Origin of the sequence: Campylobacter sputorum, assembly GCF_002220775.1 — a bacterium.
Taxonomy (GTDB): Bacteria; Campylobacterota; Campylobacteria; order Campylobacterales; family Campylobacteraceae; genus Campylobacter_F; species Campylobacter_F bovis.
This window is the reverse complement of the sequence record NZ_CP019685.1, coordinates 101,826-126,641: the sequence shown is the minus strand read 5'-3', so window position 1 is coordinate 126,641 and position 24,816 is coordinate 101,826. Positions and strand designations below refer to the sequence as shown.

The 24,816-nt window shown below is 28.0% G+C and carries 26 protein-coding genes and 1 tRNA gene; 19 read left to right on the top strand and 8 right to left on the bottom strand.

Annotation, left to right across the window (positions count from 1 at the left end; all coding sequences use genetic code 11):
- Position 1 precedes the first annotated feature (1 nt).
- The 6 genes from CSPB_RS00670 to CSPB_RS00645 form a co-directional block, all read right to left on the bottom strand.
- Entirely contained in the window at positions 2-838 is an 837-nt protein-coding gene (locus CSPB_RS00670; protein WP_089192745.1) for an energy transducer TonB family protein, read from the bottom strand.
- Positions 831-1,244: a biopolymer transporter ExbD gene (locus CSPB_RS00665; RefSeq protein WP_033917032.1), complete on the bottom strand. Its 414-nt coding sequence runs from the start codon at positions 1,242-1,244 to the stop codon at positions 831-833. Before CSPB_RS00665 ends, CSPB_RS00670 begins: the two co-directional genes overlap by 8 nt.
- Positions 1,231-2,019, bottom strand: coding sequence for a MotA/TolQ/ExbB proton channel family protein (locus CSPB_RS00660; protein WP_089192744.1), 789 nt, complete (start codon positions 2,017-2,019; stop codon positions 1,231-1,233). The genes CSPB_RS00665 and CSPB_RS00660 overlap by 14 nt, the downstream gene beginning before the upstream one ends.
- A gap of 2 nt (positions 2,020-2,021) precedes the next feature.
- Positions 2,022-4,271, bottom strand: coding sequence for a TonB-dependent receptor domain-containing protein (locus CSPB_RS00655; protein ID WP_089192743.1), 2,250 nt, complete (start codon positions 4,269-4,271; stop codon positions 2,022-2,024).
- The gene (locus CSPB_RS00650; protein ID WP_089192742.1) at positions 4,268-5,134 is read right to left on the bottom strand and encodes a ChaN family lipoprotein; all 867 of its coding nucleotides are present in this window, start codon (positions 5,132-5,134) and stop codon (positions 4,268-4,270) included. The genes CSPB_RS00655 and CSPB_RS00650 overlap by 4 nt, the downstream gene beginning before the upstream one ends.
- Positions 5,135-5,632: 498 nt before the next feature.
- On the bottom strand, positions 5,633-7,102 hold the full coding sequence (locus tag CSPB_RS00645; protein WP_089192741.1) for a DNA recombination protein RmuC: 1,470 nt from the start codon (positions 7,100-7,102) through the stop codon (positions 5,633-5,635).
- A gap of 172 nt (positions 7,103-7,274) precedes the next feature.
- Between CSPB_RS00645 and CSPB_RS00640 the strand changes: the two genes are divergently transcribed.
- Positions 7,275-7,712, top strand: a complete 438-nt coding sequence (locus CSPB_RS00640) for a Dps family protein (RefSeq protein ID WP_089192740.1) — start codon at positions 7,275-7,277, stop codon at positions 7,710-7,712.
- A gap of 29 nt (positions 7,713-7,741) precedes the next feature.
- On the opposite strand, the gene CSPB_RS00635 is transcribed toward CSPB_RS00640, so the two are convergent.
- Positions 7,742-8,821, bottom strand: coding sequence for an ATP-binding protein (locus CSPB_RS00635; protein WP_089192739.1), 1,080 nt, complete (start codon positions 8,819-8,821; stop codon positions 7,742-7,744).
- Positions 8,822-8,823: 2 nt separating this feature from the next.
- A complete protein-coding gene (locus CSPB_RS00630; protein WP_089192738.1) occupies positions 8,824-9,417 on the bottom strand; it encodes a BON domain-containing protein in 594 nt (197 codons plus the stop codon).
- A gap of 80 nt (positions 9,418-9,497) precedes the next feature.
- Here CSPB_RS00630 and CSPB_RS08505 point away from each other — a divergent pair.
- From CSPB_RS08505 to CSPB_RS00545, 18 genes are all read left to right on the top strand, one after another.
- Positions 9,498-9,595: transfer RNA gene (locus CSPB_RS08505), tRNA-Sec, on the top strand.
- 85 nt (positions 9,596-9,680) lie between these two features.
- On the top strand, positions 9,681-12,182 hold the full coding sequence (locus CSPB_RS00625) for a PAS domain S-box protein (protein WP_089192737.1): 2,502 nt from the start codon (positions 9,681-9,683) through the stop codon (positions 12,180-12,182).
- 59 nt (positions 12,183-12,241) lie between these two features.
- Complete coding sequence (locus CSPB_RS00620; protein ID WP_089192736.1) at positions 12,242-13,111, top strand: ATP phosphoribosyltransferase regulatory subunit; 870 nt, start codon at positions 12,242-12,244, stop codon at positions 13,109-13,111.
- A 1-nt stretch (position 13,112) separates the two neighbouring features.
- On the top strand, positions 13,113-14,363 hold the full coding sequence (locus tag CSPB_RS00615; RefSeq protein ID WP_089192735.1) for an adenylosuccinate synthase: 1,251 nt from the start codon (positions 13,113-13,115) through the stop codon (positions 14,361-14,363).
- Entirely contained in the window at positions 14,360-14,788 is a 429-nt protein-coding gene (locus CSPB_RS00610) for a flagellar export protein FliJ (protein ID WP_033917040.1), read from the top strand. The genes CSPB_RS00615 and CSPB_RS00610 overlap by 4 nt, the downstream gene beginning before the upstream one ends.
- Positions 14,785-15,336, top strand: coding sequence for a MotE family protein (locus CSPB_RS00605; RefSeq protein ID WP_089192734.1), 552 nt, complete (start codon positions 14,785-14,787; stop codon positions 15,334-15,336). Before CSPB_RS00610 ends, CSPB_RS00605 begins: the two co-directional genes overlap by 4 nt.
- A 6-nt stretch (positions 15,337-15,342) precedes the next feature.
- Positions 15,343-16,317, top strand: coding sequence for a DUF475 domain-containing protein (locus tag CSPB_RS00600; protein WP_089192733.1), 975 nt, complete (start codon positions 15,343-15,345; stop codon positions 16,315-16,317).
- Positions 16,314-16,862, top strand: coding sequence for a ribonuclease HII (locus tag CSPB_RS00595; protein ID WP_089192732.1), 549 nt, complete (start codon positions 16,314-16,316; stop codon positions 16,860-16,862). The genes CSPB_RS00600 and CSPB_RS00595 overlap by 4 nt, the downstream gene beginning before the upstream one ends.
- Positions 16,863-16,926: 64 nt before the next feature.
- On the top strand, positions 16,927-17,478 hold the full coding sequence (locus tag CSPB_RS00590; protein WP_033917044.1) for a DUF507 family protein: 552 nt from the start codon (positions 16,927-16,929) through the stop codon (positions 17,476-17,478).
- Positions 17,478-18,596: a glutamine-hydrolyzing carbamoyl-phosphate synthase small subunit gene (gene carA / locus CSPB_RS00585; RefSeq protein ID WP_089192731.1), complete on the top strand. Its 1,119-nt coding sequence runs from the start codon at positions 17,478-17,480 to the stop codon at positions 18,594-18,596. Before CSPB_RS00590 ends, carA begins: the two co-directional genes overlap by 1 nt.
- The gene (locus CSPB_RS00580) at positions 18,593-19,264 is read left to right on the top strand and encodes a sulfite exporter TauE/SafE family protein (RefSeq protein WP_089192730.1); all 672 of its coding nucleotides are present in this window, start codon (positions 18,593-18,595) and stop codon (positions 19,262-19,264) included. Before carA ends, CSPB_RS00580 begins: the two co-directional genes overlap by 4 nt.
- The gene (locus tag CSPB_RS00575; protein WP_089192729.1) at positions 19,257-20,474 is read left to right on the top strand and encodes a PAS domain-containing sensor histidine kinase; all 1,218 of its coding nucleotides are present in this window, start codon (positions 19,257-19,259) and stop codon (positions 20,472-20,474) included. The genes CSPB_RS00580 and CSPB_RS00575 overlap by 8 nt, the downstream gene beginning before the upstream one ends.
- Positions 20,471-21,151 carry a response regulator transcription factor gene (locus CSPB_RS00570; protein WP_089192728.1) on the top strand — a complete coding sequence of 227 codons (681 nt, stop codon included), beginning with the start codon at positions 20,471-20,473 and terminating at the stop codon, positions 21,149-21,151. Before CSPB_RS00575 ends, CSPB_RS00570 begins: the two co-directional genes overlap by 4 nt.
- A 126-nt stretch (positions 21,152-21,277) precedes the next feature.
- Positions 21,278-22,744 (top strand): cytochrome-c oxidase, cbb3-type subunit I, encoded by a 1,467-nt coding sequence (gene ccoN / locus CSPB_RS00565; protein WP_033917049.1) that lies wholly within the window; start codon positions 21,278-21,280, stop codon positions 22,742-22,744.
- Positions 22,745-22,754: 10 nt separating this feature from the next.
- Positions 22,755-23,420, top strand: coding sequence for a cytochrome-c oxidase, cbb3-type subunit II (gene ccoO, locus CSPB_RS00560; protein ID WP_033917050.1), 666 nt, complete (start codon positions 22,755-22,757; stop codon positions 23,418-23,420).
- 9 nt (positions 23,421-23,429) lie between these two features.
- A complete protein-coding gene (locus CSPB_RS00555; protein WP_089181820.1) occupies positions 23,430-23,654 on the top strand; it encodes a cytochrome c oxidase, cbb3-type, CcoQ subunit in 225 nt (74 codons plus the stop codon).
- A 2-nt stretch (positions 23,655-23,656) separates the two neighbouring features.
- Entirely contained in the window at positions 23,657-24,517 is an 861-nt protein-coding gene (locus CSPB_RS00550) for a c-type cytochrome (RefSeq protein WP_089192727.1), read from the top strand.
- Positions 24,518-24,528: 11 nt separating this feature from the next.
- Positions 24,529-24,738, top strand: a complete 210-nt coding sequence (locus CSPB_RS00545) for a DUF4006 family protein (protein WP_033917053.1) — start codon at positions 24,529-24,531, stop codon at positions 24,736-24,738.
- Positions 24,739-24,816: the final 78 nt, after the last annotated feature.

The following is a 24,816-nucleotide window of genomic DNA, read 5'->3' as shown; positions in this document are numbered from 1 at the left end:
TTTAAGATTTTATTTTTTTGTATTTTTTTATGTTAAATTCTATGGGTATTTCAAATCTTACAGTCTGATTTTTCAAAAACTCTTTTGGCGGTTTCGGAAAAGGTGAAGCTCTATCAAAAAGTTCTAAGGCTTCTTTATTTAATATATCATATTTACAAGGATTTGAAATCAACTTATCAACAACATTGCCATTTTCATCTAATGTTACTTTAACTATTATAACGCCTTCTTGCTTGTCTATAAGAGCTTGATTTGGATATCGTTTAAATTTATTTAACCTAGAAAAAATCAACCCTTGCCAAGATATTTGTGTTGATTTTAAATTTGATGAACCAGGTAGTGGCGTTGTTACATTTTTGCCACTACCTTTTATAGGTGCAGTTGCTATATTATCTTGTGAGCTAGAATTTACTGGCGAATTAGTATTATTTTGTGGGATTTCTTTTTTAGCAAAATTACTATTTTGCTTCTGTTTTTCTTCTTGGTTTTTATTATTTTTTTTAGATAATTTCATTTCGGAGTCTTGCAAAACATTGGATTTTATCTTTTCTGGCTCTTTTTTCTTCTTGTTTTTTTGTATATTTTTTTCATTTTTATGTTCTTTTTGTTCTGTTTTTTCTTCTGTTTTTTGACCTTTGATTAAATTTAGCGAAGTTTGTTTAAGTTCACCTATTGGTAAATTTGATACTATCATTATTGATTCAAATTTATCCCCTTGTTTTGCGTTTAAAGAATCTGATAAAATAATATCTTTGTTATAAAAAATAATCCAAAATATAAAAAAATGGATACAGCAAGATATAAAAAAACCAAGTATCCATAATCTAATGCTACTCATTTGCCGATTTATCAATTCCTGATGTTAAAGCTATTTTAGAATAATTCGCATTTTTTACATTTTCTATAGTTCTCATCAAAATTTCATAAGATACACTTTTATCAATATGAAAATAAACTATATCATTTTTATTGTTATTAGTTTTTTGATCAAGAAAAGATATCAAATTTTCACTATTTGCTAATTTATTTCCAACATATATTTCATGCTTATCATTTATATAAATAATGGTAGGGTCTTTTTCATCGCTAGTTGATTTACTTGCAACACTTGGCAACTCAACCTTAACAGACGCAGTAGCAAGCGGTGCAACTACCATAAAAATAATCAATAAAACAAGCATAACATCTATAAACGGGGTTACATTTATCTCACTTAACTCTTTATCTTTTTCATATGTCAGCATGGCTATCCTTTTTAGAAATTTCTCTATTGCTTATAATATATAAATCGCTAACTAAGTATGAAATTTTTTCTGAAAATCTTGATGATAACTTTGTAAAATAATTATAAAATAAAACAGCCGGTATAGCAGCAATAAGCCCTAGAGCTGTTGCAAAAAGTGCTTCTGCAATACCTGGAGCTACAACACTCAAACTAACATTATCACTAGCTGCTATTGAAGTAAAGCTATTCATTATTCCCCAAACTGTACCAAATAGACCTATAAATGGCGAAACTGCTCCTATACTAGCAAGAAAAGAAATGCCATATTTTATAATACTTGTAAATTTATTTATCTGAATTTCTAATCTAAATTTTATACGATTCTTAAGATCTTTATCTACAACTTTGCTTTTTAAAATCTCATCTTTTACTTCATTTATCATTAACAAAAGATAGCTTTTTTTATATAAAATTATTTCATCATCCAAGCTTTGTACTTCTTTTAAAAATCTTTCATCTTTTTTAATTCTTCTAAAAGCACAAAAAAATGCGATAAATTTTACTATAAATACACACCATGTTAAAACAGAAAAAAATACTAATATATACATAACAACTTTAACTACTATATGAGCATTTTCATACAAAGACATTATTGATAATTCTGATGAATGATTATTTTTAATAGTATTTGAGTTTAAAATACTATTATTAACATCAACAACTAATCTTTCATCACAAAAACTTATGTTAAAAATCAAAAAAAGTATTATAAAAATTTTAAATATTCTCATAACTAAAACCTATATGAAACACTTGCTAAAAATGTTCTACCTCTAGCTTTATTTGGAAATAGATATATATCGTTGTCATTTTTATCTAAAAGTTCTGGCTCAGCTGAATTGTAAGCATTTAAAGCATCCATGTAATTTTTATCTGTTAAGTTTTGCACTTCAAATTTAAATGTAAATTTATCATTTGGCTTGTAAATAGCATACAGATCATAAACCGTAGGTATGCTTGGAAGCTCTTGGGACTTTCTCTGGGATAATGAATCATCTTTATCAACTCTTGCACTACTATTTCTATCAACTCTCTTTGCTTTTCCTGTGTATTTAGCTATTACACCTATATTTAATTTTTTATTAAAAAATCTTGTTCCCAAATCAATCGTCGCATAATCCCTTGGAAGTTCGGTTATTTTTCCCAAACCAAACATATCATTTCCATATGTTTCATTGATTGGTTGGTTTGATTTTTGATGAGAATAACTTGCTATTATATATAATATATTCATATCATAATTTAACTCTACTTCATAACCTTTAAATTCTACTTCATCGTAGTGATTTAGATGAAGCGTCCATCTATTTGCTTTATCATCCTCAAAAGATCTATTGTATATAAAGTCATCTACTTTGGTATTATAATAAAGGGCTTTTAATCCAAAATTATCATCTTGAAAAAATAAACCATCCTTATGGCTATTAAATCCTATTTGCCAAGTTTTAGCCTTTTCTGGTTTTAAAAAAGGATTTACACCATCACCAAACGCATCAGCAAAAAACATCTCTTGTGGCGTTGGGGGTCTTGTTGATTTAGAATAGCTTAAAAATGGACTAAAAAGATCGTGTAAAGCAAGTGAGCCGATTAAAGAATAATTAAACTCAGTGCCATCTTTATCTATATCAACTGCTCCTTTTGGAAAACATTTTGGATTACGATAGCACTCTGGTTTATGCCCATTTAAATTCCATCTATATAAATTTAAATTTGATGATAAAGTAAAAATATCATATTTAAACTCATTATCTAAATATAATGTTGTATTTTTCCCTTTTCCTCTTGGCTGAAAAGGTGTTGCTTCAGCAGACCAATTAGCACTTTCTCCGCCATCTTCTAGATTATTTTTATACTCATTATTTAAGTAGTTTAATCCAAATTTAGATCTTGCGTCTATATCTGCAATTTTATATAAAAATGTGTTTGACATATCAAAAGTAAAAGCTTTATTGTTTGCAACTAAATTTCCATCTTTTGTTAAATGCGGATTTGAATATATTGTGCCATCTTTATCATATTTTTGCTTACCATCATTATATGCAAGCAATAAATCAAAATTTATAAAATCATTATAAGGATTATAATTATAATTTAACTGATAAGAGTTATTGGTTATATCTCTTCTAGCTAGATCATTTTTATATCCCCTATATGTTAAAATAGCTTTATTTTCACTATTAGGAGAAAATTCTATTTTAGCAAGATAACCTTTTGGACGCTGCGTAAGAGATTTAGGATCAAAAGGACTTATATCTTCAATCTCTCCATCATCATCTTTATGGTTTAATTCGCTTATATTATCCCCGTTTCCAGTTTTATAGTTTTGAGAAATTTTCTTACCGCTATATCCAAATAAAAATCCAATATTTGCTTCATTTTCTAACTCTATTTTAGAAGCTAGAGCTCCCATATAATTTGGACCTACCTTATTTGAACCATAACTATATTTTCCATAAAATCCAAATATATTTCCATCTCTTACAACATCATCTACTCCTATAGTTCTAAAATTTGCAGAACCCATAAGTCCGCCTTGTCCTCCACTAAAAGTTCCTTTTTCTATATCAATACCAACTATAAAATTTTGATCAATCGGAGCTCCAAAAGAAGAAGAGCCTAGTGTTCCTTGTCCTAAATGAAATTTACCATTATCAGCTGCTGTTCCAAAAAAAGTCTGAGTTACTCCATCTATAGTTGTATTAACTCTACCAAGTCCTGTTAAACCACGCAAATTTACTTGTAATGTTCCTTGACTTTGGTCTGTATTTGTGTAACTTCCAGGCATTGATCTAACTATCGAATCAAGACTTTGAGTATTATCTGAAATATCCCCTCTTTGACTTACAGCACCAGGAGTAACAAATGGCTTAACTTCGCTACTTATCTCAGTTCCAGAAACATCTAAAGTATCAAATTTAAGCTCATTTGCATAAACATAATTTACTATAACAAAAAAGCTAAATAATTTTACAAATAATCTCATTTAACTTCCCTGCTTTCTTTATAATCATTAAAAAATATCATAAAGTCAAATTCACCATTTTTTATATCTTTGATGGTTTCATTTTCAAAACCCAAACCTACGCTTACGAAATTTTTTTTACTTTTATAATCCATTATATGCAAAGGAACTCCACTTAATTTATTTACATGATATCTACCAGCAATTAATACTATTTTATTTTTTGAATGAACCAATATATCAGCCATTCTCCTATCTTTATATTGCTGAATTTTGATAAGTTTGTTTAAAATATCTTCATCTTGTATATCATGAGTAGATTTTATGAAATCTCCTATTTTATCTTTAATCTCTTTTTTTGTTGATAAATTACCCATTAACGCCATAGCTCCTTTGTATATTGTTGAAATTTCATTTTTATTTAAATTTGCGCCCAAAATATTTGTATTTAGCAGATAAAATATGGTCTCTATAAGTGTTTTATAATCGCTATATTGCCACCTATCATCCCATATTAATGATTTTTTTAACATGCTCTTTGAAATATTTTCAAAATTGTGTTTAGCTTCATCTAAAATATCTTGATGAGATGAGCTAAACATTTCTAATGCGATATCTAAATTTAAATTATTACTAAGATCTTGTATGATTTTTGATTGCATTATATGGTGATATGTATTTATATGCTCTTCACCAAGAAGAACAATATCGTATTTTAAAAGCCTATTTGTAAAATCATCATATGTGATTTCTTCGTAATTTTTTAATGAAACAATCTTAAAATCATTAAACTTACTTGGTAAAATTTCTACTTTTTTAGCACAACCTTCTATAAATATACATAATATAAAAATACCAATGTAAGACATTAGTCTTATTAACATACTACATATAACCTTTGATAATGATAATAATAATGATATAAAATATCAAATCACGATTATATATGAATATTTATTAAATATAACTTAATATTTAATAACAAAAAATAAATGTAATCAAGAGATTTAAAAATTATAATTTATATTTTATGATATAAATTTATAATTATGAAATGATATAAAAACATAGTTTTTTGTAATTGGCATAATTATAAATGAAAAACAAGCAAGTAAATACTTTCTAAAAACTTGTTTGTTTTAAATAAAATAATTCTATAAAAATTGCTATAAATATTAAAAATGTAAGAATTACTTTTATTATAAATAGCTAATATAGGTAATAATCGCAAAAACTACCAATATTTCCATCGTCATTTCACTTGTGATAAATACAAAATACTAAATAGTGTTATTGTTATATATCACTATATGCTTGTTACGCTCTTATTTAATATTTTTTGAAAAATAAAGTTAATGTATTATCTAACTTATCATAAATCACTATTCAAGTATTTCAGCTTCATCATAAAGCTCTTTTGGTAAGCTTTTTGTCGTTTTTGCACCATGAGTTTTTAACTTTTCTATATAACTTGACATTCCGCCTCGTCCGCTTAGGGTTTTATAAATTTCATCTTTACTATTTTGAAGTGAGTTTAATCTAGTATCTAGAGTTTGAAATTTTTCGCATACAAGCACAAATTTATCGTAAATTTGACCAGCAAGTTTTAAGATATTTTCAGCTTTTTTGTCACTTTGTAAATTTAACCAACATATATATATTGTTTTTAATGCCATTAGTAAAGTAAGTGGCGTTGTTATAAAAATGCCCTTTTCATATGCATAAGTATAAAGATTATTATCTTGGGTAAGTCCAACCCTTAAAATATTATCATAAGGTATAAACATAAAAATATATGGATATGCATTGATATCATAATCTTTATACTCTTTGCTATCAAGCGTATTTATGTGATTTCTAAGGTCATTTGCAAGTTTTTTAGCATATATAATTTTTTCTTTTTCATCGTTACTTTCGCAATAATTACTATAATTTACAAGCGAAAATTTAGAGTCAATTATAGCTTTTTTATCATTATCAAAATCCACAACCAAATCAAGAAATTTCTGATTGCCATTTTCATCTTTATATCCAACTTGAGTATGATAATTCTGCCCTTTTACAAGCCCACTTGCATCTAAAATTTTTTCAAGCTGCAATTCACCTAAATTTCCTAGCATTTTTTTATCACCTTTTAATGCATTTGCAAGTGCGTCAGCTTGAGTACCAAGTTTGAGTGCTTCTTTTTGGAAATTTTCAAATATGCTCTTAAAATTCGTGTCAGTTTGAATCATCTTTTCGCGATACTCTTTAATGTTATCATTTAAAGGTTTTATAAGTTCATCAAATTTCTTTTTAGAATCTTCGCTTAGTTCTTTTATATTTGCATTTTTTATATTTTCAAAATTTGCTTTTATGCCTTGTTCTAGAAAATTTTTCATATTCTCAACTTGTGTTTTAAAGCTAAGCTCTAGTTTTTCTTTGTCGTTTTTCATACTTTCTTTAAGTTCATTTATCTCATCTACCTTAGTTTTTATAGATAAATTTAAAGCTGAATTCTCGCTATTTAATTCCATAATCTTATCTTGCAAATATGAAATTTTTGAATTTAAATTTGTATTTTGCAAAATATTCTCATCTATCTTATCTTGCAAATTTATACAATTTGTTTCACTTACTGCCAAGTTTTTTTGCAACTCATCATTTAAAATTTCTTGTTTTTGCAAATTTTTCTTTAAATCATCTATAATTTGCATTCTTTCATCTATATTTTCTTTGGCATTATTTATCTCATTTTCTAGTCTTATTTGCATATTTTTAAATTTGATAAAATACATTACACAAAAAACTAGCGACAATATTAACAGCCCAAATACACATAAAATTGCAATTTCATACTCTTCTTTACTCATAATATCCCTTAATTCAATTTATATACAATTATAACAACTTTATCCATTTATTTATTTAAATTGTATATAATAACAACATTAGTTATTATAAATATAATATTTTAAATAGTAATAATTCTTATTTAAGAATTTATATGTTATGATTACTAAAATTAAACGAGAAGGAGACAATATGTCAAAAGTTATCGAGCAATTAAATCAAATACAAGCGGATGCAAATATTCTCTACATACAGTTTCACAATTATCATTGGAATGTAAAAGGATTACAATTTGTATCAATTCACAATTACACAGAAGAAGCTTATGAGGAAATGAGTACACTTTTTGATGATGCAGCTGAAAGAGCTATACAACTTGGAGGAAAAGCCATAGTTTGCCCAAAAACTTTAATGGAAACATCAAAAGTTGAACCTTTAAAATCAGATACTTTCTGCCCAAAAGATGTAGTAGAAGGTATGAAAAAATCTTATGAGTATCTACTAAAAGCATTTAAAAAGCTAAGAGAAGTGGCTGATGAGAAAGATGATTCTACAACAGTAGCATTTGCAGAAGATCACATAGCTGGTATAGAAAAAAGAATTTGGATGCTAAATGCTATGTTAGGGTAATTTAAGGGGCAAAAGCCCCTCTTTCATTGTTACAAACTCGCACTAAATTGCCAAAATGGCATTATTTCACATTTTATGCCCTCTATCTCCAATAAACCTTGATTTGACATAGAAATAACTATAAGTTTTATTATGTTTAAATATTTAAGTTTATTTATAAGTTTTTTAAATTTTAAAAATATCAAATCACTTGGTCTAAAAGGTATGCACAATATTCCTAAATTTAAATCAGGTATAAAAAAATCGATATCATTTTCATAAAAAAACTCTTTTTTAAGTTTTAAAAGCTCACAATAAACTATATTTGAAAAAATAATTTGAAAATTTTTATTAACATTAAGGGCGGAAATAATCGCAAAATCGCTCATATAAATTTTCTTTGCACCATTTGGCTGATTTATTTTAGGAAGTAAATTTATATATTTTTCATTTTCAAATTTAAAAATAGTCTCATAAACCCTATCTTTTGATATTTTCATACCCTTTTTTAAAAATTTATAAATACTATTTGCACTAAAAGTTTTATTTGTAAGCTCACAGCACTGTTTTAAAATTTCTATCTGAGTTTTGTCTAAATTAGATTTCAAGATATTTTGTAAAAATATAGTCATATCATTGATATCACAAAACACGCTACCAGCGCCATTTCCGTAATTTATAAAACTACTAAACATAGTTCTAATGTCAAATTTTTTCTTATAAAAAACCATAAATTCTTCAAAATCAAGATTATTTACATAAATTTCATCATAATTTTCGAATTTAAGTTCGTTATTTTTGGTCGCACAACCTACTTTTAAATTTACAAAATCAAGATCAAAATCGCTGTTTATGCCATCTAAAGCAATAGCTTTTAGTCTTTTATGAGTAAGTATAAAATTGCTTAAATTTTCTTTGATATATTTTTCATCACATCTAATATCATCAAAATTTACATATAAAATTTCATCATCATTTCCATTTCTTAAAAGCCACTCTTTTAAAAGAGTTGTTTTACCAGAATTTATAGCACCTTTTAAAATAAATTTATCACTACCAATACTAATTTTTCTATCGTAAAATTTAGATATTTTAGGAGGATTTTGATAAAACATATCCAATATATCCAAATTTAATCCTTTTTGTTTTTTAATTCTTCAAACACATGAATGAATGAATAAACCTCATCTACATTATCTACATGAGTAGAATACCACATTATGTGTTTTAGTTCATTTGTTGTATTTACAACACCACTTAAAATAACTTTACATTGTATCACATTTACTCTTATTGTTGAACCTTTAACCACATTATCCGTATAAAATTCTTTTTTTAATTTAAGTAAAATTGAGTTATTTTCATAAATACTGCAAGAATTAGCATTTTTGGGTATTAAAAAAGTTCTTATCTTATTTACTCCAGAAACACTTTTTGCAATATCTATAGCTTTTTGTTCATCATTTTTGGTATTTATCTCCCCTATCAACAAAACTTCGCCATAAAAACTTTCTACATCTATGTCATAATTGCTTAGAGTTTTATGGGCTAAAATTTGTGATTGGATATTTGTTTTTATGATTTTATCTTTTGTTTGTATGTAGATATCTCTGCTATCTTGTGACGAAGAATATAGATCAAAAACACTAAGTATATTTAAAGCAGGCGGCAAAGTTGAACAAGCACAAATAAAAAAAGGCACCAAAAATAAAATCATGTATCTCATAATCTGCCCCAAAAACCATTTACTAACTTTACTAAAATCAAACTAAAATTTATATAAAATCTGATATAATTCCAATTTATGGAAGGTAAAGCATTCTGGTGAATCTCGCGGACTTCAAATCCGAGGACGGGGCAGTTGACTGTTTCGTGGGGAGTTCGATTCTCTCACCTTCTCGCCAACTTTGATTTAAATAATATTTAGTAAAGTAAATTTAAGATAAAATAGCTCACTGTATTAATCAAAAATAAATTTGAAAGCGAAAAATGGTTTTATCAACAAAAGCTATTAGAAATATATATTTAAACAACATAATATATACAATTGTGGTTTTATTATTTTTTGCTTTTAGCATTATCTTTAAAATTAATGAAATATCTAAAGAGATTAGTTTTTCTTTGGAAAAAAGCGACTCTTTGATTGCTTTTTTTATTCAAAACACTATAAAAGATATACAAAATTCACAATTAAATGATATTAATACAAGTTTTTTATTTCAGAAAATACCGTATTTAAGAGCTGTATATAATCTAGATAAACAAGGAAATGTGCTTAATATCGACAAATCAACCAATGAAGCTGAATATGTTACAAATTTCTCAGGGTATATTTTGCAAAATCCAAATCAAGAATCTATTTTTCACATAAGCAAAACCAAAATATATAAAAATAAAGATAAGTCCATATTTTTTATAATAAAAAATATGGATGGATATCTTGCTGGAGAATTTAATTTAGAAAAATTATATGAATATTTTAATGAAAATAAAATTTTAGATAAAAACACTATTTTATTAAATTCAAGCGGAAATGCTATCTTTAAAGAAGATATAAAAACAATGAATTATCGCAGTATTTACGAATATTTAGGCAGTTTAACAAAAATAAACTCATTTGGCATAAATTTAAATACAAAAAAAGATTTAATAATCTACAAAATTACAAAAAATCCAAAATATCACTTTATTTTACTATATAATTTTAATTTATTTAATGCATTGTCTCCATCTGTTTTTATAGTTATTCTTATGATAAGCTTTTTTATACTTATGTTTATAGCTATGAAGCTTACTATAAAATCTCTTGAAACAAATTTGCTCTTGCCTATAAAAAATCTTAAAAATATGATAAAAAACATAAGAAATTTTAACATAAAAAAAGAAGATATCATAAGTTACAAATCTAAAAATGAAGACTTCAATGAAATTTTAGACGACATATCATATATGTATAAAAAATATAAAGATATAAGACATTTTTTAAAAGACGCATATTATAAAGATAACTATATATTTAACCAAAGCTCTTTGATTATATTAATGATAAATGCATATGATGGAAGTATAATTGATGCTAGCAAGGGTGCCATTAAATTTTACAAATATAAAAAAGAAGCTCTTTTAAACAAAACTATCTTTGATATAGATATAACTCCTGAAAATAAATTTGAACTAGAAAAACTTAGATATCCATATAAAAAAATACACATTTTTAAAGCTAAACATATACTCTGTGATATGAGTATAAAAGATGTTTTAGTCGAGACAAGTTATACAAAAATACAAAATAAAATGTATCAAATAGTAATCGCAAGAGACATAACATACGAAACAAATTTGATAAAAGGCATAAAACAAGAACATCAAATTTTAGATATATCACCATTTACCGTATTTTATTTTAGCGATAGAGGCCTTAAAAAAGTTAATTTTGTTTCATATACTGTAAGTAGAATTTTGGGCTATGAGCAAGAAGAGATAATGAATGAAAATTTTGATATTTACACAATATTACATCCAGATGATGTAAGCAAACTCATAAGTATTTTTAAAACAAATATGAGATTAACTCATATAAATAGTGTAAATACTCAGTTTGAACAACCTTGCAGGGTTCTTCATAAAAATGGAACATACACTTGGTTTAATTTATTTTTTAGAATCATAAAAAACAAAAAACAATCTATACAAACTATCATATATGCTATTAATTATGCAGATATTTTAAAACAAAAAAATAATTTTGAACACCAAATACAAAAATACAAAAATCTAATATTGTCTTGCAACATAATAACTTTTGAAATAAATTTAAAAACAAATATTATTTCATTTAGCGAAAATCTATCTACAAAATTCGATTTAAATACAAAAGATAAAGTTATAAGTATGAATATTAATTCATTTAAAAAACTCGTTAATGAAGATGATTTTAAAAAACTAGATTATTCTATAAGCGAACATGCAAACAATAAAAAAGACTTTTTTAAAGAAGAGATTAGAGTTATAGGAAAAGATGGCAAAGAAATTTGGGTTTTATTAAGAGGTAAAATTATCACAAGAGATCAAAATAAAGAGCCTTTGATTATTTATGGTGGACTCATGGATATAGATTTTCAAAAGAAACTTACAAATTTGTCAATCTTACATAAAGAAGTATTTTTAAATTCCTCTCAAAGTATGATTATAACAGATGAGAAAAGCAACATAATAGAAACAAACAAGGCTTTTGATAATTTTTTTGGATATCAAAATATAATAGGACAAAATTTAAAAATTTTAAAATCTGCTAAAAACGATATCAAAAAATACAAAAAAGTGCTAGATTATATAAGGCATACTGATTATTATAGGGATATTTTATGGATAAAAGCAGCCGATGATAGTTCTATTTTATCTATGTTTAGCGTAACTAAGATAAAAGATGAGGTTGGTAATATAAAAAATTATGTTATAAGTTTTCACACTATAAGTGAAAATACCAAATAGTAAATTCAGCCTTTTATTTGTTAATTAATAGTATCATAACATTTTAAAATGGAGATAATATGAGTGATATGAAATCTAAAATTTATGAACACGAAATACCAAAAGGAAGTAGACTTTATTTTGGAAAAAGTGCCTCACTAAAAAGAAAAATAGAACATATTGCTAGCAATCTTTTAAGCAAAGAAGGTTTTAGCGAGATACTAACTCCGTATTTTTCATATCATCAAGATCTTAGTATTGAAAACTCATCGCTTATACGTTTTAGCGACATACAAAACAATGAAATAAGTCTTAGAGCTGATAGCACCATAGATGTTGCAAGAATAGTCCAAAGAAGACTAAAAGATACTAAACAAAACAGATGGTTTTATATACAACCTGTTTTTAAATATCCAAGCATAGAAATTTATCAAATAGGTGCTGAAATTTTTGGGCAAAATGATTTAAATATAGGCGTAGAAATAGCTATTAATTTATTTAAAGAATTTGATCTTAAACCGTATTTACAGATAAGCAATATGGAAATTCCAAAACTTGTTTGTTCTCTTTTAAATTTAGATATAAGTATTTTTGAAAAAGCTGAAGTTGAGAAAATTTACTCACAAAAACAGCCATGGTTAGAAAAACTTTGTTTGCTAAGCAAAGCTGAAAATATAACTAATCTTATAAAAGAAATTCCAAATGAATTAAAAGAACCTTTAGAAGAGATAAAAGAGCTTGCCCTTGGCTCTAAGTATGAAAATATATGCGTAGCACCACTTTATTTTTCTTCTATGAGATATTATGATAAACTATTCTTTAGATTTTTACACAACAATAAATATTTAAGTAGCGGTGGAAGTTATGAGATAGGTGGCATAAAGTCTTGTGGTTTTTGTATTTTTACAGATGTGATGATTGAAAATTTAATTGAAACAAAAGGATTTTAAATTGAATAAAGCTGATTTAATAGTAGGTGTCCAATGGGGCGATGAGGGAAAAGGTAAAATAGTCGATATGCTTTCACAAAACTATGATGTAGTTTGTAGAGCAAATGGTGGGCATAATGCTGGACATACAATATGGGTTGATGGGATTAAATACTCAATGCACCTAATACCAAGCGGTATTTTACACAAAAATATTATAAACATTATAGGTGCTGGCGTTGTTGTAAATCCAAAAGCACTCATAGAAGAAATGGCTCAGTTTTCAAATTTAGAAAATAGGTTTTTTATAAGTGAGAGATCTCATCTTAATCTAACTCATCACTCTTTGATAGATAGATCAAAAGAAAACCTAAAAGGGGATAAAGCTATAGGAACTACAGGTAAAGGCATAGGACCAGCATATTCTGATAAAATAAGCAGAAGCGGACATAGAGCACTTGAACTAAAAGATCCTAAAAAACTAGCAAAAGACTTATATACCGAATTTAAAGAAAATGCATATTTTTATGATGCACTAAATATAAATTTACCTAACGAAGATGAAATTTTTAAAGAAATAGAAGAATACAGCAAAGCACTTTCGCCTTATATAATTGATACAACAAAATTACTTTGGGAATTAATGGATCAAAATAAAAAAGTTCTCATCGAAGGTGCACAAGGAACTATGCTTGATATAGATCATGGAACATATCCTTATGTTACAAGCTCAAATACCATAAGTTCTGGCTCTTGTACTGGTTTGGGACTAAATCCAAAAACACTAAATAAAGTTATAGGTATCATTAAAGCTTACACAACAAGAGTTGGCAATGGCTCATTTCCAACCGAAGATTTAAGTAGTAGTGGTGAAACAATGTGTGAAGTTGGTAAAGAGTATGGAACAACAACAGGCAGAAAAAGAAGATGTGGTTGGTTTGACGCTGTGTCTGTAAAATACGCATCAAGATTAAATGGCGTAGATGAATACGCTCTAATGAAACTAGATGTTTTAGACGGGTTTGAAAAGATTAAAATTTGTAAAGCATACAAATATAAAGGCAAGATAATAGACTATGTTCCATCTGATTTACAAAATGTAGAACCTATTTATGAAGAAGTCGATGGCTGGAAAAGTGTTGCTAGAATTAGAAAATATGATGATTTAGAGCAAAATGCAAAAAACTATATCAAACGCATAGAAGAACTTTGCGGTGTTAAAATAGGCATAATATCGACTAGTCCAGATAGGAATGATACTATAATATTATGAGAGATACTAAATTTAGCCAAATTTTAAAAGTAAAAAAACAAGCACTAGAAAAAATCGAAATAGACCTTACCAAAAGACGAAACAAACTCTCAGTGTTAAAAAACGAAATAAATGATCTAATAAAACAAATTTCAGATCACGAATTTCCTAAAAAAGGTAATAGTATAGAACTTAATTCAAATTTGGCTATATTAAACACTTATAAAAATCAAAAACAAAATTTAAACGAAAAGATAAATTTAACAAACAAGGAAATTATGCACTTTGAACATCTTTACAAAAAAGCTTATTTGGATTATGAAAAGATAAAATATCTTGAAGAAGAAGAAATCAAAAAATCCATACTAAAAGCTAAAAAACAAGAGCAAATAATGTTAGATGAGATAGCAACTCAAAGATTTGCATACTCAAAAGAAAATCTATGAAAAATATAATAATTTTATTAATATTGATATTTTTGAATCTACAAGCACAAAATAGTAATTCAATTGATTGCACAACACTGTTTGAAGCTAGAAAATCAGAACTTATCAAAGAACTTGAAAAAATAGACGAAGCAAAACAAGCTCTAGAAGCTTACAAGGCATCTTTAAATTCTCTTAATGAACAAAAAAAATCTTTACTAGATAAACAAGAAGCTGATATTAACGCAACAATGACAAAAGTAGAAAATACAAAAAAAGAGATACAAGTAATTGTCCAAAAAAATGAAGAAATTTTAAAAGAACTGAAAAATATGACAACCGATAAAGTCTCAGAAGCTTATTCTAAAATGAAAGATCAAGCAGCAGCTGATGTTTTAACACAAATGGGTGCTATAAAAGCAGCAACTATTATGTATGCCCTTCCACCTAAAAAAATTTCAACAGTGATGGCAAAAATGGATCCTAAAATTGCATCAGAAATAACACTGATTTTACAAAAAGGCCCGCCATTTGAAAATAATAAAACCATTTTATACAATGAAAAATAACTAGATATGAAATACTTTTACTCATCTTTTATAATTACTGCCATTGGTCTTATTTTGTCTTATTATATAGGTGGATTTAGTGCTATTTATATCTGTTTTTTACTGGGTATTTTAGAAGTGAGTCTTAGTTTTGATAATGCTGTTGTAAACGCAAAAGTGCTAAAAAATATGTCCCCTGTTTGGCAACAAAGATTTATAATTTGGGGAATTCCTATAGCTGTTTTTGGAATGAGATTTATTTTTCCAATTCTAATAGTATCTATTGCTGCTAAAATAGGAATGATTGAAACATTTATGCTCGCACTAAATAATCCTGATAAATACCATGAAATACTCTCAAATCATAAAAACGAAATTTATATCTTTGGTGGCGGATTTTTACTTATGGTTTTTAATGAATTTTTCTTTGATGATGCTAAAGATACCCATTGGATTAAACATCTAGAAAACAACCCGTTAACTAAATTTACATCTAGTATCCAGAGCATAAGCGTGATTATAGCCATCGCAGTTGGAATTCTTATAACTTGGATTACAGAAAATTCAACATATGCTATTGCTTATTTTAGTGCTATTTTGTTACATATAATTATAAGTAGTTTTAATGAAAAATTTAGTTCAGGTGGTGTCAGAAGCGGACTTATGGGATTTTTATATCTTGAAACTCTAGATGCTAGTTTTAGTTTTGATGGAGTAATTGGGGCTTTTGCACTAAGTGAAAATATATTTATCATAATGATTGGACTTGGCATAGGAGCTATGTTTGTAAGAAGTATAACGATATATTTGGTTAAGAAAAAAACATTAGATTCATTTATATACCTTGAACACGGTGCACACTATGCGATACTTTGCCTAGCACTCATAATGTTTTTTAAAGTTTTTCACGAAGTAAGTGAAATTGTAACTGGAACCATAGGCTTTGCATTTATATTAGCTGCGTTTATTGGTTCTGTGCTTTATAATAAAAAAAATATATGATTTGCGGTATAGATGAAGCTGGCAGAGGTGCATTAGCCGGCGAACTTGTGATTGCAGCTTGTGTTTTACATAGTGACATACAAGGGCTTACTGATTCAAAAAAATTAACTCCCAAAAAAAGAGAAGAGTTGTTTAAAAAAATTATTAAAAACAGCGAATATCTTATAGTGTATTTTAATGCTAAATTTATTGATGATTTTGGACTTAGTGAGTGTTTAAAAAGAGCTTTAGTAGTTTTTAGAGATAAATTTAAAGATTGCGATATTATTTATGATGGAAATTTAAATTACGGAGTTAGTGGCATAAAAACTATAGTAAAAGCCGATCTTAAGATAAAAGAGGTTTCAGCCGCAAGCATTTTAGCAAAGGTTAGCAGGGATAGACAAATGATACTTTTTGATAAAATTTATCCAAACTACGGATATAAAAAACATAAAGGGTATGGCACAAACTCACATTTGCAAGCTATCTTAAAATACGGAGAGTGTGAGATAAGTAGAAAAACATTTAAAATAAAGAAATTTATACAACCAACTCTATTTTAAATTCATAAATTTTAACATTTTTTTACCTAATTTAAGCTACAATACATCTAAAAAAGGCTTAATAATGCGTATCAAAGAACCACACACACCTTATATATCAAGAAAAATATCACTAGATCTTTTAAATTCAAAAATGGTAACTATAAATGGCGGAACCGAGCGTATAGAACAGATTGCAACGCAGATATTAAATGCAGATATTGCAAAAGAAAGAGCACTAGAAGAAAGAGTTAATGAACTTTTAGCACAAAACGAAAGCGAAATGGATGAAAGAAATATAGATAGAAAAAGTATGTTTTGGCTTGTTAAGAAAAAACTTGCAGATGAATATGATGTAACTTTATCTTACGATGATAGATATAGCAATGTTTCAAGGGAAATTTTAGAAACATTATGGAAAAAAGGCGTTATTGATTATAATGTTTCTGAAAACAAGATAAAAAATATTATTTATAGTTCTATTGAAGCTTATATAAAAAGTTATGACGATGTAGAAAATGAAGTTTTAAAAAAGATAGAAAATTATAAAAAGAAGTTAATACCAGGAACCGATGAGTATGACTTGGTATTTGAAAAATTATACAAAGAAGAGCTAAGTAAAAAAGGATTTTATTAATGGATGCATATATCTATCTTGAAAATGGCGTCTACTTAAAAGCAAAAGCATTTGGAAAAAGCGGGACCGTTTGTGGTGAAATGGTTTTTAACACTTCTATGAGTGGTTATGAAGAGATAATGAGCGATCCAAGCTATGCTGGTCAATTCATAGTTTTTACAATGCCAGAAATTGGCATAGTTGGTATAAATGAAGATGATATGGAGAGTTCAAAAATTTATGCAAGTGGCGTTATTATGCGTAAATTTAACAACACGCCATCAAATTTCAGATCACAAAAAACACTAGAAAAATTTTTTGAAGAACAAAACAAGATAGGAGTTTATGACATAGATACAAGATATCTTACTAGTATTTTAAGAGATAATGGGAGTTTAAATGCTATTATTTCTACAACTATAAGTGATAAAGAAGAGCTAAAAAAAGAACTTTTAGCCTCGGCAAAGATAGATGAAATTAACTATGTAAAGCTAGTTAGCACAAAAAACTCATATTATCATAACCAAGCCGCTTGGAATCATGATAAAAAAAGCTTTAATGCCTTAAATTCAGAAGGTAAAAAAGTAGCAGTTATCGACTATGGCTGTAAAAAAAATATACTAAATGAGCTTTGTGAGGTTGGTATAGAAGTAGAAGTTTATCCACATGATGTAAAAGCCGGAATTTTGATAGATAAATTTAAAAAAGGCGAAATTCAAGGCGTATTTTTAAGTAACGGACCAGGTGAGCCAAAAATGCTAAAAGATGAAATAGCTCAAATCAAAGAGCTTATAAAAGCAAATATTCCTATGTTTGGAATTTGCCTTGGACACCAACTTTTAAGCAATGCTCATGGGTATGAAACTTATAAACTTAAATTTGGACAACACGGTGCAAATCACCCTGTTATAAATTTACAAACAAAAAGTATAGAGATTACAACACAAAATCATAACTATAATGTTCCTGAAAGCATTAGCGAGATAGCTCAAATTACACATAGAAATCTTTTTGATGGAACCATAGAGGGCGTGAGATACAATAGCGGAAAAATCTTCTCAGTTCAACACCACCCTGAGGCTAGTAGTGGACCAAATGAAAGCAAGTATATATTTAAAGAGTTTTTGGATATTTTATGAGTGTTTTTGAACTCATAAATGTAGCTATGATATCTTTTACTGCAAGTTTTGGGCATTGTCTTGGGATGTGTGGGGGATTTGTTATAGCTTACAATATGAAGCTAAATAATATCAATGAGTCAAAAAGACCATTATATGTTTTTACTTATCATTTTTATAGAATTTTAGCTTATGTCCTGATTGGTACGTGCTTTGGAGCATTTGGATCACTTTTTGCACTTTCTTTAAAAACTAGAGCATATTTGTATTTTGCTCTTGGAATGTTTTTGGTTTTAATAGGTGTAAGTTTATTAAAAAGAGGAAAACTGCTTAAAATGCTAGAAAATGATAAAATTTTTACATCTGTGTTTAAAACTAAAATAAAAAACTATATGGGTCTCTCATCACTAAAAGCATTTGGAGTGCTTGGATTTTTAAACGGACTTATACCTTGTGGAATAGTGTATTTTTTTGCAGCAATGGCGATAAGTAGTGGAAATATTATAAATTCGATTTTAATAATGCTTGTTTTTGGAATTTGCACATTACCAGCACTATTTGGTTTTTCTTTTCTATCTAGAGTAATTAGTGATAATTTTAAAACAGCAATGCACTATATCAGCTGCATTTTGATGATAATGTTTGGACTTTATCTATCTTATACTGGATTTATAGCTGTCAATGCTTAATGTAAATTTAAAACTTAAACAATACCAAGATGCTATAGATGAGAGCAATATTGTATCAAAAACAGATGTCAATGGCATTATAACTTTTGCTAATGATGAGTTTTGTAAGATAAGTGGATATAGCAAAGATGAATTAATAGGTAAAAATCATAATATCATTAGACATCCGGATGTAGAAAAATCGGTATTTGAAAATCTTTGGCGAACTATTTTATCAAAAAAAGTATATAAAGGTATCATAAAAAATAGAGCAAAAAACGGACATGAGTTTTACCTAAATGCAACGATAATACCCATACTAGATACAAATGGGGATATAGAGGAATTTGTTGCTATTAGACATGATGTAACTGATGTTATACTTCTTAATCAAAAATTATTAGAAACTCAAACTCAGTTAAAAAACCTAAACGATAGCCTAGAACAAAGAGTGGCAGAGCAAACAAAAGAGCTTTTAAATATCAATAAAAACTTGCAAAATATCATAGATCAAGAAGTTAGAAAAAATGAAGAAAAAAGCAAATTTATATTTCAACAATCCCGCCTTGTATCAATGGGCGAAATGATAGGAAATATAGCTCATCAATGGCGACAACCCTTAAACGAATTAAGCATAAATTTATTTACTTTAAAAGAAAATGTATCAAATAGTAACAAATTTGAGCAAATTTATAATTATTCAAAAACTATAATAAAAAGTATGTCAAAAACGATAGATGATTTTATGAATTTTTTTAAAGCGGATAAAAAAAGAGAGGTATTTTTGTTAAAAGAATCTATAGATCACGCACTATTTATAACAAAAAGAACTTTAACAAATGAAAATATTCAAATCAAAATATCAAATTTAGAAGATGCTTATATATTAGGTTATAAAAGCGAACTTACACAAGTTATTTTAAATTTGATAAACAATTCAAAAGATGTTCTTAAAAATTTAAATAAGTCTGAAAAAATTATAGAAATAAAACTAAATACAAATGAAAATGATATAATACTTAAAATAATTGATAATGGTGGCGGAATAAAAGAAGAGCTGCTAAGTAAAATTTTTGAACCATATTTTACAACAAAACATCCAAGTTCAGGAACTGGTCTTGGGCTTTATATGAGTAAAATGATTATAGATGGTATGGGCGGTAGCATAAAAGCTACAAATGTTGATAATGGTGCTTGTTTTGAAATAAAATTAAAAAAGGGAAATTTATGAACACAGAATTATTAAAAGATCTCACTTTACTATTTGTAGAAGATGAAGATGATATAAGAAAATCTATGCAATATGCCATTGGTGATAAATTTCGCGATATTATAATGGCGCAAAATGGCGATGAAGGGCTCAAGAAATTTAAAAAATATAATCCAAATATAGTTGTTACTGATATAACAATGCCAATAATGGATGGTCTTAGCATGACTAAAGAGATCAAAAAAATATCAAAAGATATACCAGTAATAGTTCTTAGTGCATATAGCGACAAAGAAAAACTTATAAAAGCAATTGATTTTGGAGTAGATAAATATCTAATAAAACCTATCGATATGGAAGAATTTTTAAATGCAATCAGTCATATAGCACTAGATAAAATAGAAGCTTTAAATATCATAGAAATTGGCAATGGATATAATTTTCACACCATAAAAAGAGTTTTAATAAAAGATGATGTTGAAATACCACTAACAAAAAAAGAGCTTGCATTTATATCACTTCTAATCAAAAGACTTGGAACTGTAGTTTTACACGAGGATATAAAGAAAAATGTTTGGGCTAGCCAAAAAGTAAGCGATGCTGCAATTAGAACTTTTATCAAAAGAATTAGAGATAAAGTTGGAAATGATCTTATAAAAAATGTTTCTGGCTTTGGATATAAAATGGATTATAAATAAAAAGTTATATTTTATTTTAACTATTTAACAAAATATAAATAATTTAAGTTTATTTGTATTTTTTTTAATATATAATTACCAAAATATGTTATAAAAATGTAACATAAAATTATAAGGAGGATTTTCATGCAGCCAAAATTTGCATTGAATTACGATTATACAGTCGCTAAAATGTTCCTAATTTCTACGATAGTATTTGGTATTATAGGCATGTTGATTGGTGTTATTATATCTTTTCAACTAGCTTATCCAGATCTTAACTATCTAGCAAGCGAATATGGAACATTTAGTCGTTTAAGACCACTTCACACAAATGGAGTTGTTTACGGATTTATGTTATCTGGTATCTTTTCTACTTGGTACTATTTGGGTCAAAGAGTTCTTAAGGTATCTATGAATGAATCTCCGTTTTTGATGTTTATAGGAAAACTACATTTTATACTTTATGTAGTGGTTATACTTCTTGCTGTAGTTTCTCTTTTTGCTGGAGTTACAACATCAAAAGAGTATGCAGAACTTGAATGGCCAATAGATATATTAGTTGTTCTTGTTTGGGTATTGTGGGGTATAAGCATATTTGGGCTTATTGGTATAAGAAGAGAAAAAACACTTTATATATCAATATGGTATTATATAGCTACTTTCCTTGGCGTTGCAATGCTTTATCTTTTTAACAATATGGAAATTCCTACAAGACTCCTTACAGGAATGGGAAGCTGGTTGCATTCAGTTTCTATGTATGCTGGAACAAATGATGCATTAGTTCAATGGTGGTGGGGGCACAATGCTGTTGCATTTGTTTTCACTGTTGCAATTATAGCTCAAATTTACTATTTCTTGCCAAAAGAAAGCGGTCAACCTATATTTAGTTATAAACTATCATTATTTTCATTTTGGGGATTAATGTTTGTATATTTATGGGCAGGCGGACACCACCTTATATACTCAACCGTTCCAGATTGGATGCAAACAATGGGATCAATTTTTTCTGTTGTTCTTATACTTCCATCTTGGGGTTCAGCTATAAATATACTTCTTACAATGAAAGGCGAATGGAGTCAATTAAGACAAAATCCTTTAATCAAATTTATGATGCTTGCTGCAACATTTTATATGTTCTCAACTCTTGAAGGTCCAATACTTTCTATAAAATCAGTAAATGCACTAGCTCACTTTACAGACTGGATTCCAGGACATGTTCATGATGGAACACTTGGTTGGGTTGGATTTATGACAATGGCGGCACTTTACCATATGACTCCAAGAATATTCAAAAGAGAAATTTACTCAAAATCTTTAATGGAAGCACAATTTTGGATTCAAACAACAGGTATAGTTTTATGGTTCAGTTCAATGTGGATAGCAGGAATAACACAAGGAATGATGTGGAGAGCTACAGATGAGTTTGGAAATTTAGCATACTCATTTATAGACACAGTTACTGTTTTGGTGCCATATTATTGGATAAGAGCTATTGGTGGACTTCTTTATTTTATAGGATTTTTCATGTTTACATACAACATCATAAAATCAGTTTCATCAGATAAAGAATTAGCAAGCGAACCACGCAATGCTTCGCCTATGGCTGCATAAGGAGTTAAACATGTTTAATTGGTTAGAAAAACATCCATTTTTCTTTGCTGTTGCTGTTTTTGTAGTAATAGCTTATGCTGGTATAGTAGAAATTTTACCTGATTTTGCAGATAGAGCAAGACCAGTTGAAGGTAGAAAACCTTATACTGTTTTGCAACTTGCAGGAAGACATATTTATATAAAAGATAGCTGTAATGCTTGCCATTCACAACTTATTAGACCATTTAAATCAGAAACTGATAGATATGGTGCTTATTCAAAAAGTGGTGAATACGCTTATGATAGACCATTTTTATGGGGATCAAAAAGAACTGGACCAGATCTTTTCAGAGTTGGAAATTATAGAACTACAGATTGGCACGAAAATCATATGAAAGATCCTACTTCAGTAGTTCCAGGCTCGTTAATGCCAGCTTATAAGCATATGTTTAGCAAAAATGCAGACATAGAAACTGCATATGCTGAAGCATTAACTGTTAAAAAAGCCTTTAATGTTCCTTACGATATGGAAGGAATGCCAAAACTTGGAACTTGGGACGAAGCTAAAGCACAAGTAAAAGCCGAGGCTGAAGCAATAGTAAATGACATGAAAGATCAAGATGTTAAAGATGCTTTTGCAAGAGGTGAGATAAGACAAATCGTAGCTCTTATTGCTTACCTTAATAGCTTAAAATAAGGTTTTGTTATGGAAATAGAGACTTTAAGAGAGTTACAAGCTTATGGATATTTCTTCTTTATAGTGTTTTTAGTTGTAGTTTTATATGGGTATTTTTACCATCTTATAAAATCTGAAAAAAAAGGAAGAAGAAACTATGAGAAATACTCTAAATTGGCACTTGATGATGAATTAAACGAAAGACCAATAGAGCCTATTTCCCAAAATCAAAACAATAACACAACAAGGAATTAAATATGAAATGGTTTAACTTAGAAGACAACATAAATTTGCTTTCTATAATTGGTGCCATAGCAATAATAATATTAACAGTATTTGTTGTTGGTTTATATATGAAGCAAATGAAAGAAAAAAGACCAGACTCTGAGCTTAGTAGTGATGAGTGGGATGGAATAGGCGAATATTTAAATCCGCTTCCATTGGGATGGGCTGTTACTTTTTTTGCACTTATTGTATGGACAATATGGTATTTTTTGGTAGGATATCCTCTAAACTCATACTCACAAATCGGTGAATATAACGAAGAAACATCTATAGCAAATGATAAATTTAAAACTAAATTTGCAAATGCTGATGAAAAAACTTTACACGCTATGGGTGAGGGAATTTTCCTTGTTCAATGCTCACCTTGTCACGGAATTCTTGGCAATGGAATGGATTCAAAAGCAATGGATCTTAGTATATGGGGTAGTGAAGAGGGTATAGTTCACAGCTTAATGAAAGGCTCTAAAGGTCTTAACTATCCGCTTGGAGAAATGCCAGCTGATCTTGTAAGCGAAGCTGACGCAAAAGCTGCAGCTGCTTATGTGGTAAAAGAAATTTCATCTATAAAATCAACTTCAGCTAGTCCTGATATAATAGCTCAAGGAAAAACTGTATTTGAAACAAATTGTGCTACTTGCCATGGAATTGATGGAAAAGGTATGGAAGGTTCTTCTCCAGATTTATCAAAATACGGCTCAAGCGAGTTTGTGATAGATGTATTACAAAGAGGTAAAAAAGGTATAATAGGAAATATGCCTGCATTTACAGATGGTAGATTAAACGAAGTGCAGAAAAAAGCTGTTAGCGAATATATACTTTCGCTTTCAAAATAAGGAGCTAAATAATGGAAAATCAAAATAGAAGTATTTTTTCAATTCACGGAATAACAGGAATGCTTATCGCAACCGTTTTGCTTCTTAGCATACTTGGTGTATTAACTTATCTTGGAATTGCTCAGCAACAAAGTGTTATGCAAAAACCATATAGTCTTGAAAAAGCTGAAAATATACAAAAATTCAGCAAAGACAGCGAAAAACATATGGTTATAAAATAAGGAGAAAAAATGTCAAGTGTATTTGAATATCTTATAGTTATAGGACTTATTGTATCAGCGGTAGTTTGTGCATGGGCA

What these genes read in the sequence shown, in the direction of transcription:
- CSPB_RS00670 (WP_089192745.1), bottom strand. Translation starts at nt 838, where the DNA reads ATGAGTAGCATTAGATTATGGATACTTGGTTTTTTTATATCTTGCTGT.
- CSPB_RS00665 (WP_033917032.1), bottom strand. Translation starts at nt 1,244, where the DNA reads ATGCTGACATATGAAAAAGATAAAGAGTTAAGTGAGATAAATGTAACC.
- CSPB_RS00660 (WP_089192744.1), bottom strand. Translation starts at nt 2,019, where the DNA reads ATGAGAATATTTAAAATTTTTATAATACTTTTTTTGATTTTTAACATA.
- CSPB_RS00655 (WP_089192743.1), bottom strand. Translation starts at nt 4,271, where the DNA reads ATGAGATTATTTGTAAAATTATTTAGCTTTTTTGTTATAGTAAATTAT.
- CSPB_RS00650 (WP_089192742.1), bottom strand. Translation starts at nt 5,134, where the DNA reads ATGTTAATAAGACTAATGTCTTACATTGGTATTTTTATATTATGTATA.
- CSPB_RS00645 (WP_089192741.1), bottom strand. Translation starts at nt 7,102, where the DNA reads ATGAGTAAAGAAGAGTATGAAATTGCAATTTTATGTGTATTTGGGCTG.
- CSPB_RS00640 (WP_089192740.1), top strand. Translation starts at nt 7,275, where the DNA reads ATGTCAAAAGTTATCGAGCAATTAAATCAAATACAAGCGGATGCAAAT.
- CSPB_RS00630 (WP_089192738.1), bottom strand. Translation starts at nt 9,417, where the DNA reads ATGAGATACATGATTTTATTTTTGGTGCCTTTTTTTATTTGTGCTTGT.
- CSPB_RS00625 (WP_089192737.1), top strand. Translation starts at nt 9,681, where the DNA reads ATGGTTTTATCAACAAAAGCTATTAGAAATATATATTTAAACAACATA.
- CSPB_RS00620 (WP_089192736.1), top strand. Translation starts at nt 12,242, where the DNA reads ATGAGTGATATGAAATCTAAAATTTATGAACACGAAATACCAAAAGGA.
- CSPB_RS00610 (WP_033917040.1), top strand. Translation starts at nt 14,360, where the DNA reads ATGAGAGATACTAAATTTAGCCAAATTTTAAAAGTAAAAAAACAAGCA.
- CSPB_RS00605 (WP_089192734.1), top strand. Translation starts at nt 14,785, where the DNA reads ATGAAAAATATAATAATTTTATTAATATTGATATTTTTGAATCTACAA.
- CSPB_RS00600 (WP_089192733.1), top strand. Translation starts at nt 15,343, where the DNA reads ATGAAATACTTTTACTCATCTTTTATAATTACTGCCATTGGTCTTATT.
- CSPB_RS00595 (WP_089192732.1), top strand. Translation starts at nt 16,314, where the DNA reads ATGATTTGCGGTATAGATGAAGCTGGCAGAGGTGCATTAGCCGGCGAA.
- CSPB_RS00590 (WP_033917044.1), top strand. Translation starts at nt 16,927, where the DNA reads ATGCGTATCAAAGAACCACACACACCTTATATATCAAGAAAAATATCA.
- carA (WP_089192731.1), top strand. Translation starts at nt 17,478, where the DNA reads ATGGATGCATATATCTATCTTGAAAATGGCGTCTACTTAAAAGCAAAA.
- CSPB_RS00580 (WP_089192730.1), top strand. Translation starts at nt 18,593, where the DNA reads ATGAGTGTTTTTGAACTCATAAATGTAGCTATGATATCTTTTACTGCA.
- CSPB_RS00575 (WP_089192729.1), top strand. Translation starts at nt 19,257, where the DNA reads ATGCTTAATGTAAATTTAAAACTTAAACAATACCAAGATGCTATAGAT.
- CSPB_RS00570 (WP_089192728.1), top strand. Translation starts at nt 20,471, where the DNA reads ATGAACACAGAATTATTAAAAGATCTCACTTTACTATTTGTAGAAGAT.
- ccoN (WP_033917049.1), top strand. Translation starts at nt 21,278, where the DNA reads ATGCAGCCAAAATTTGCATTGAATTACGATTATACAGTCGCTAAAATG.
- ccoO (WP_033917050.1), top strand. Translation starts at nt 22,755, where the DNA reads ATGTTTAATTGGTTAGAAAAACATCCATTTTTCTTTGCTGTTGCTGTT.
- CSPB_RS00555 (WP_089181820.1), top strand. Translation starts at nt 23,430, where the DNA reads ATGGAAATAGAGACTTTAAGAGAGTTACAAGCTTATGGATATTTCTTC.
- CSPB_RS00550 (WP_089192727.1), top strand. Translation starts at nt 23,657, where the DNA reads ATGAAATGGTTTAACTTAGAAGACAACATAAATTTGCTTTCTATAATT.
- CSPB_RS00545 (WP_033917053.1), top strand. Translation starts at nt 24,529, where the DNA reads ATGGAAAATCAAAATAGAAGTATTTTTTCAATTCACGGAATAACAGGA.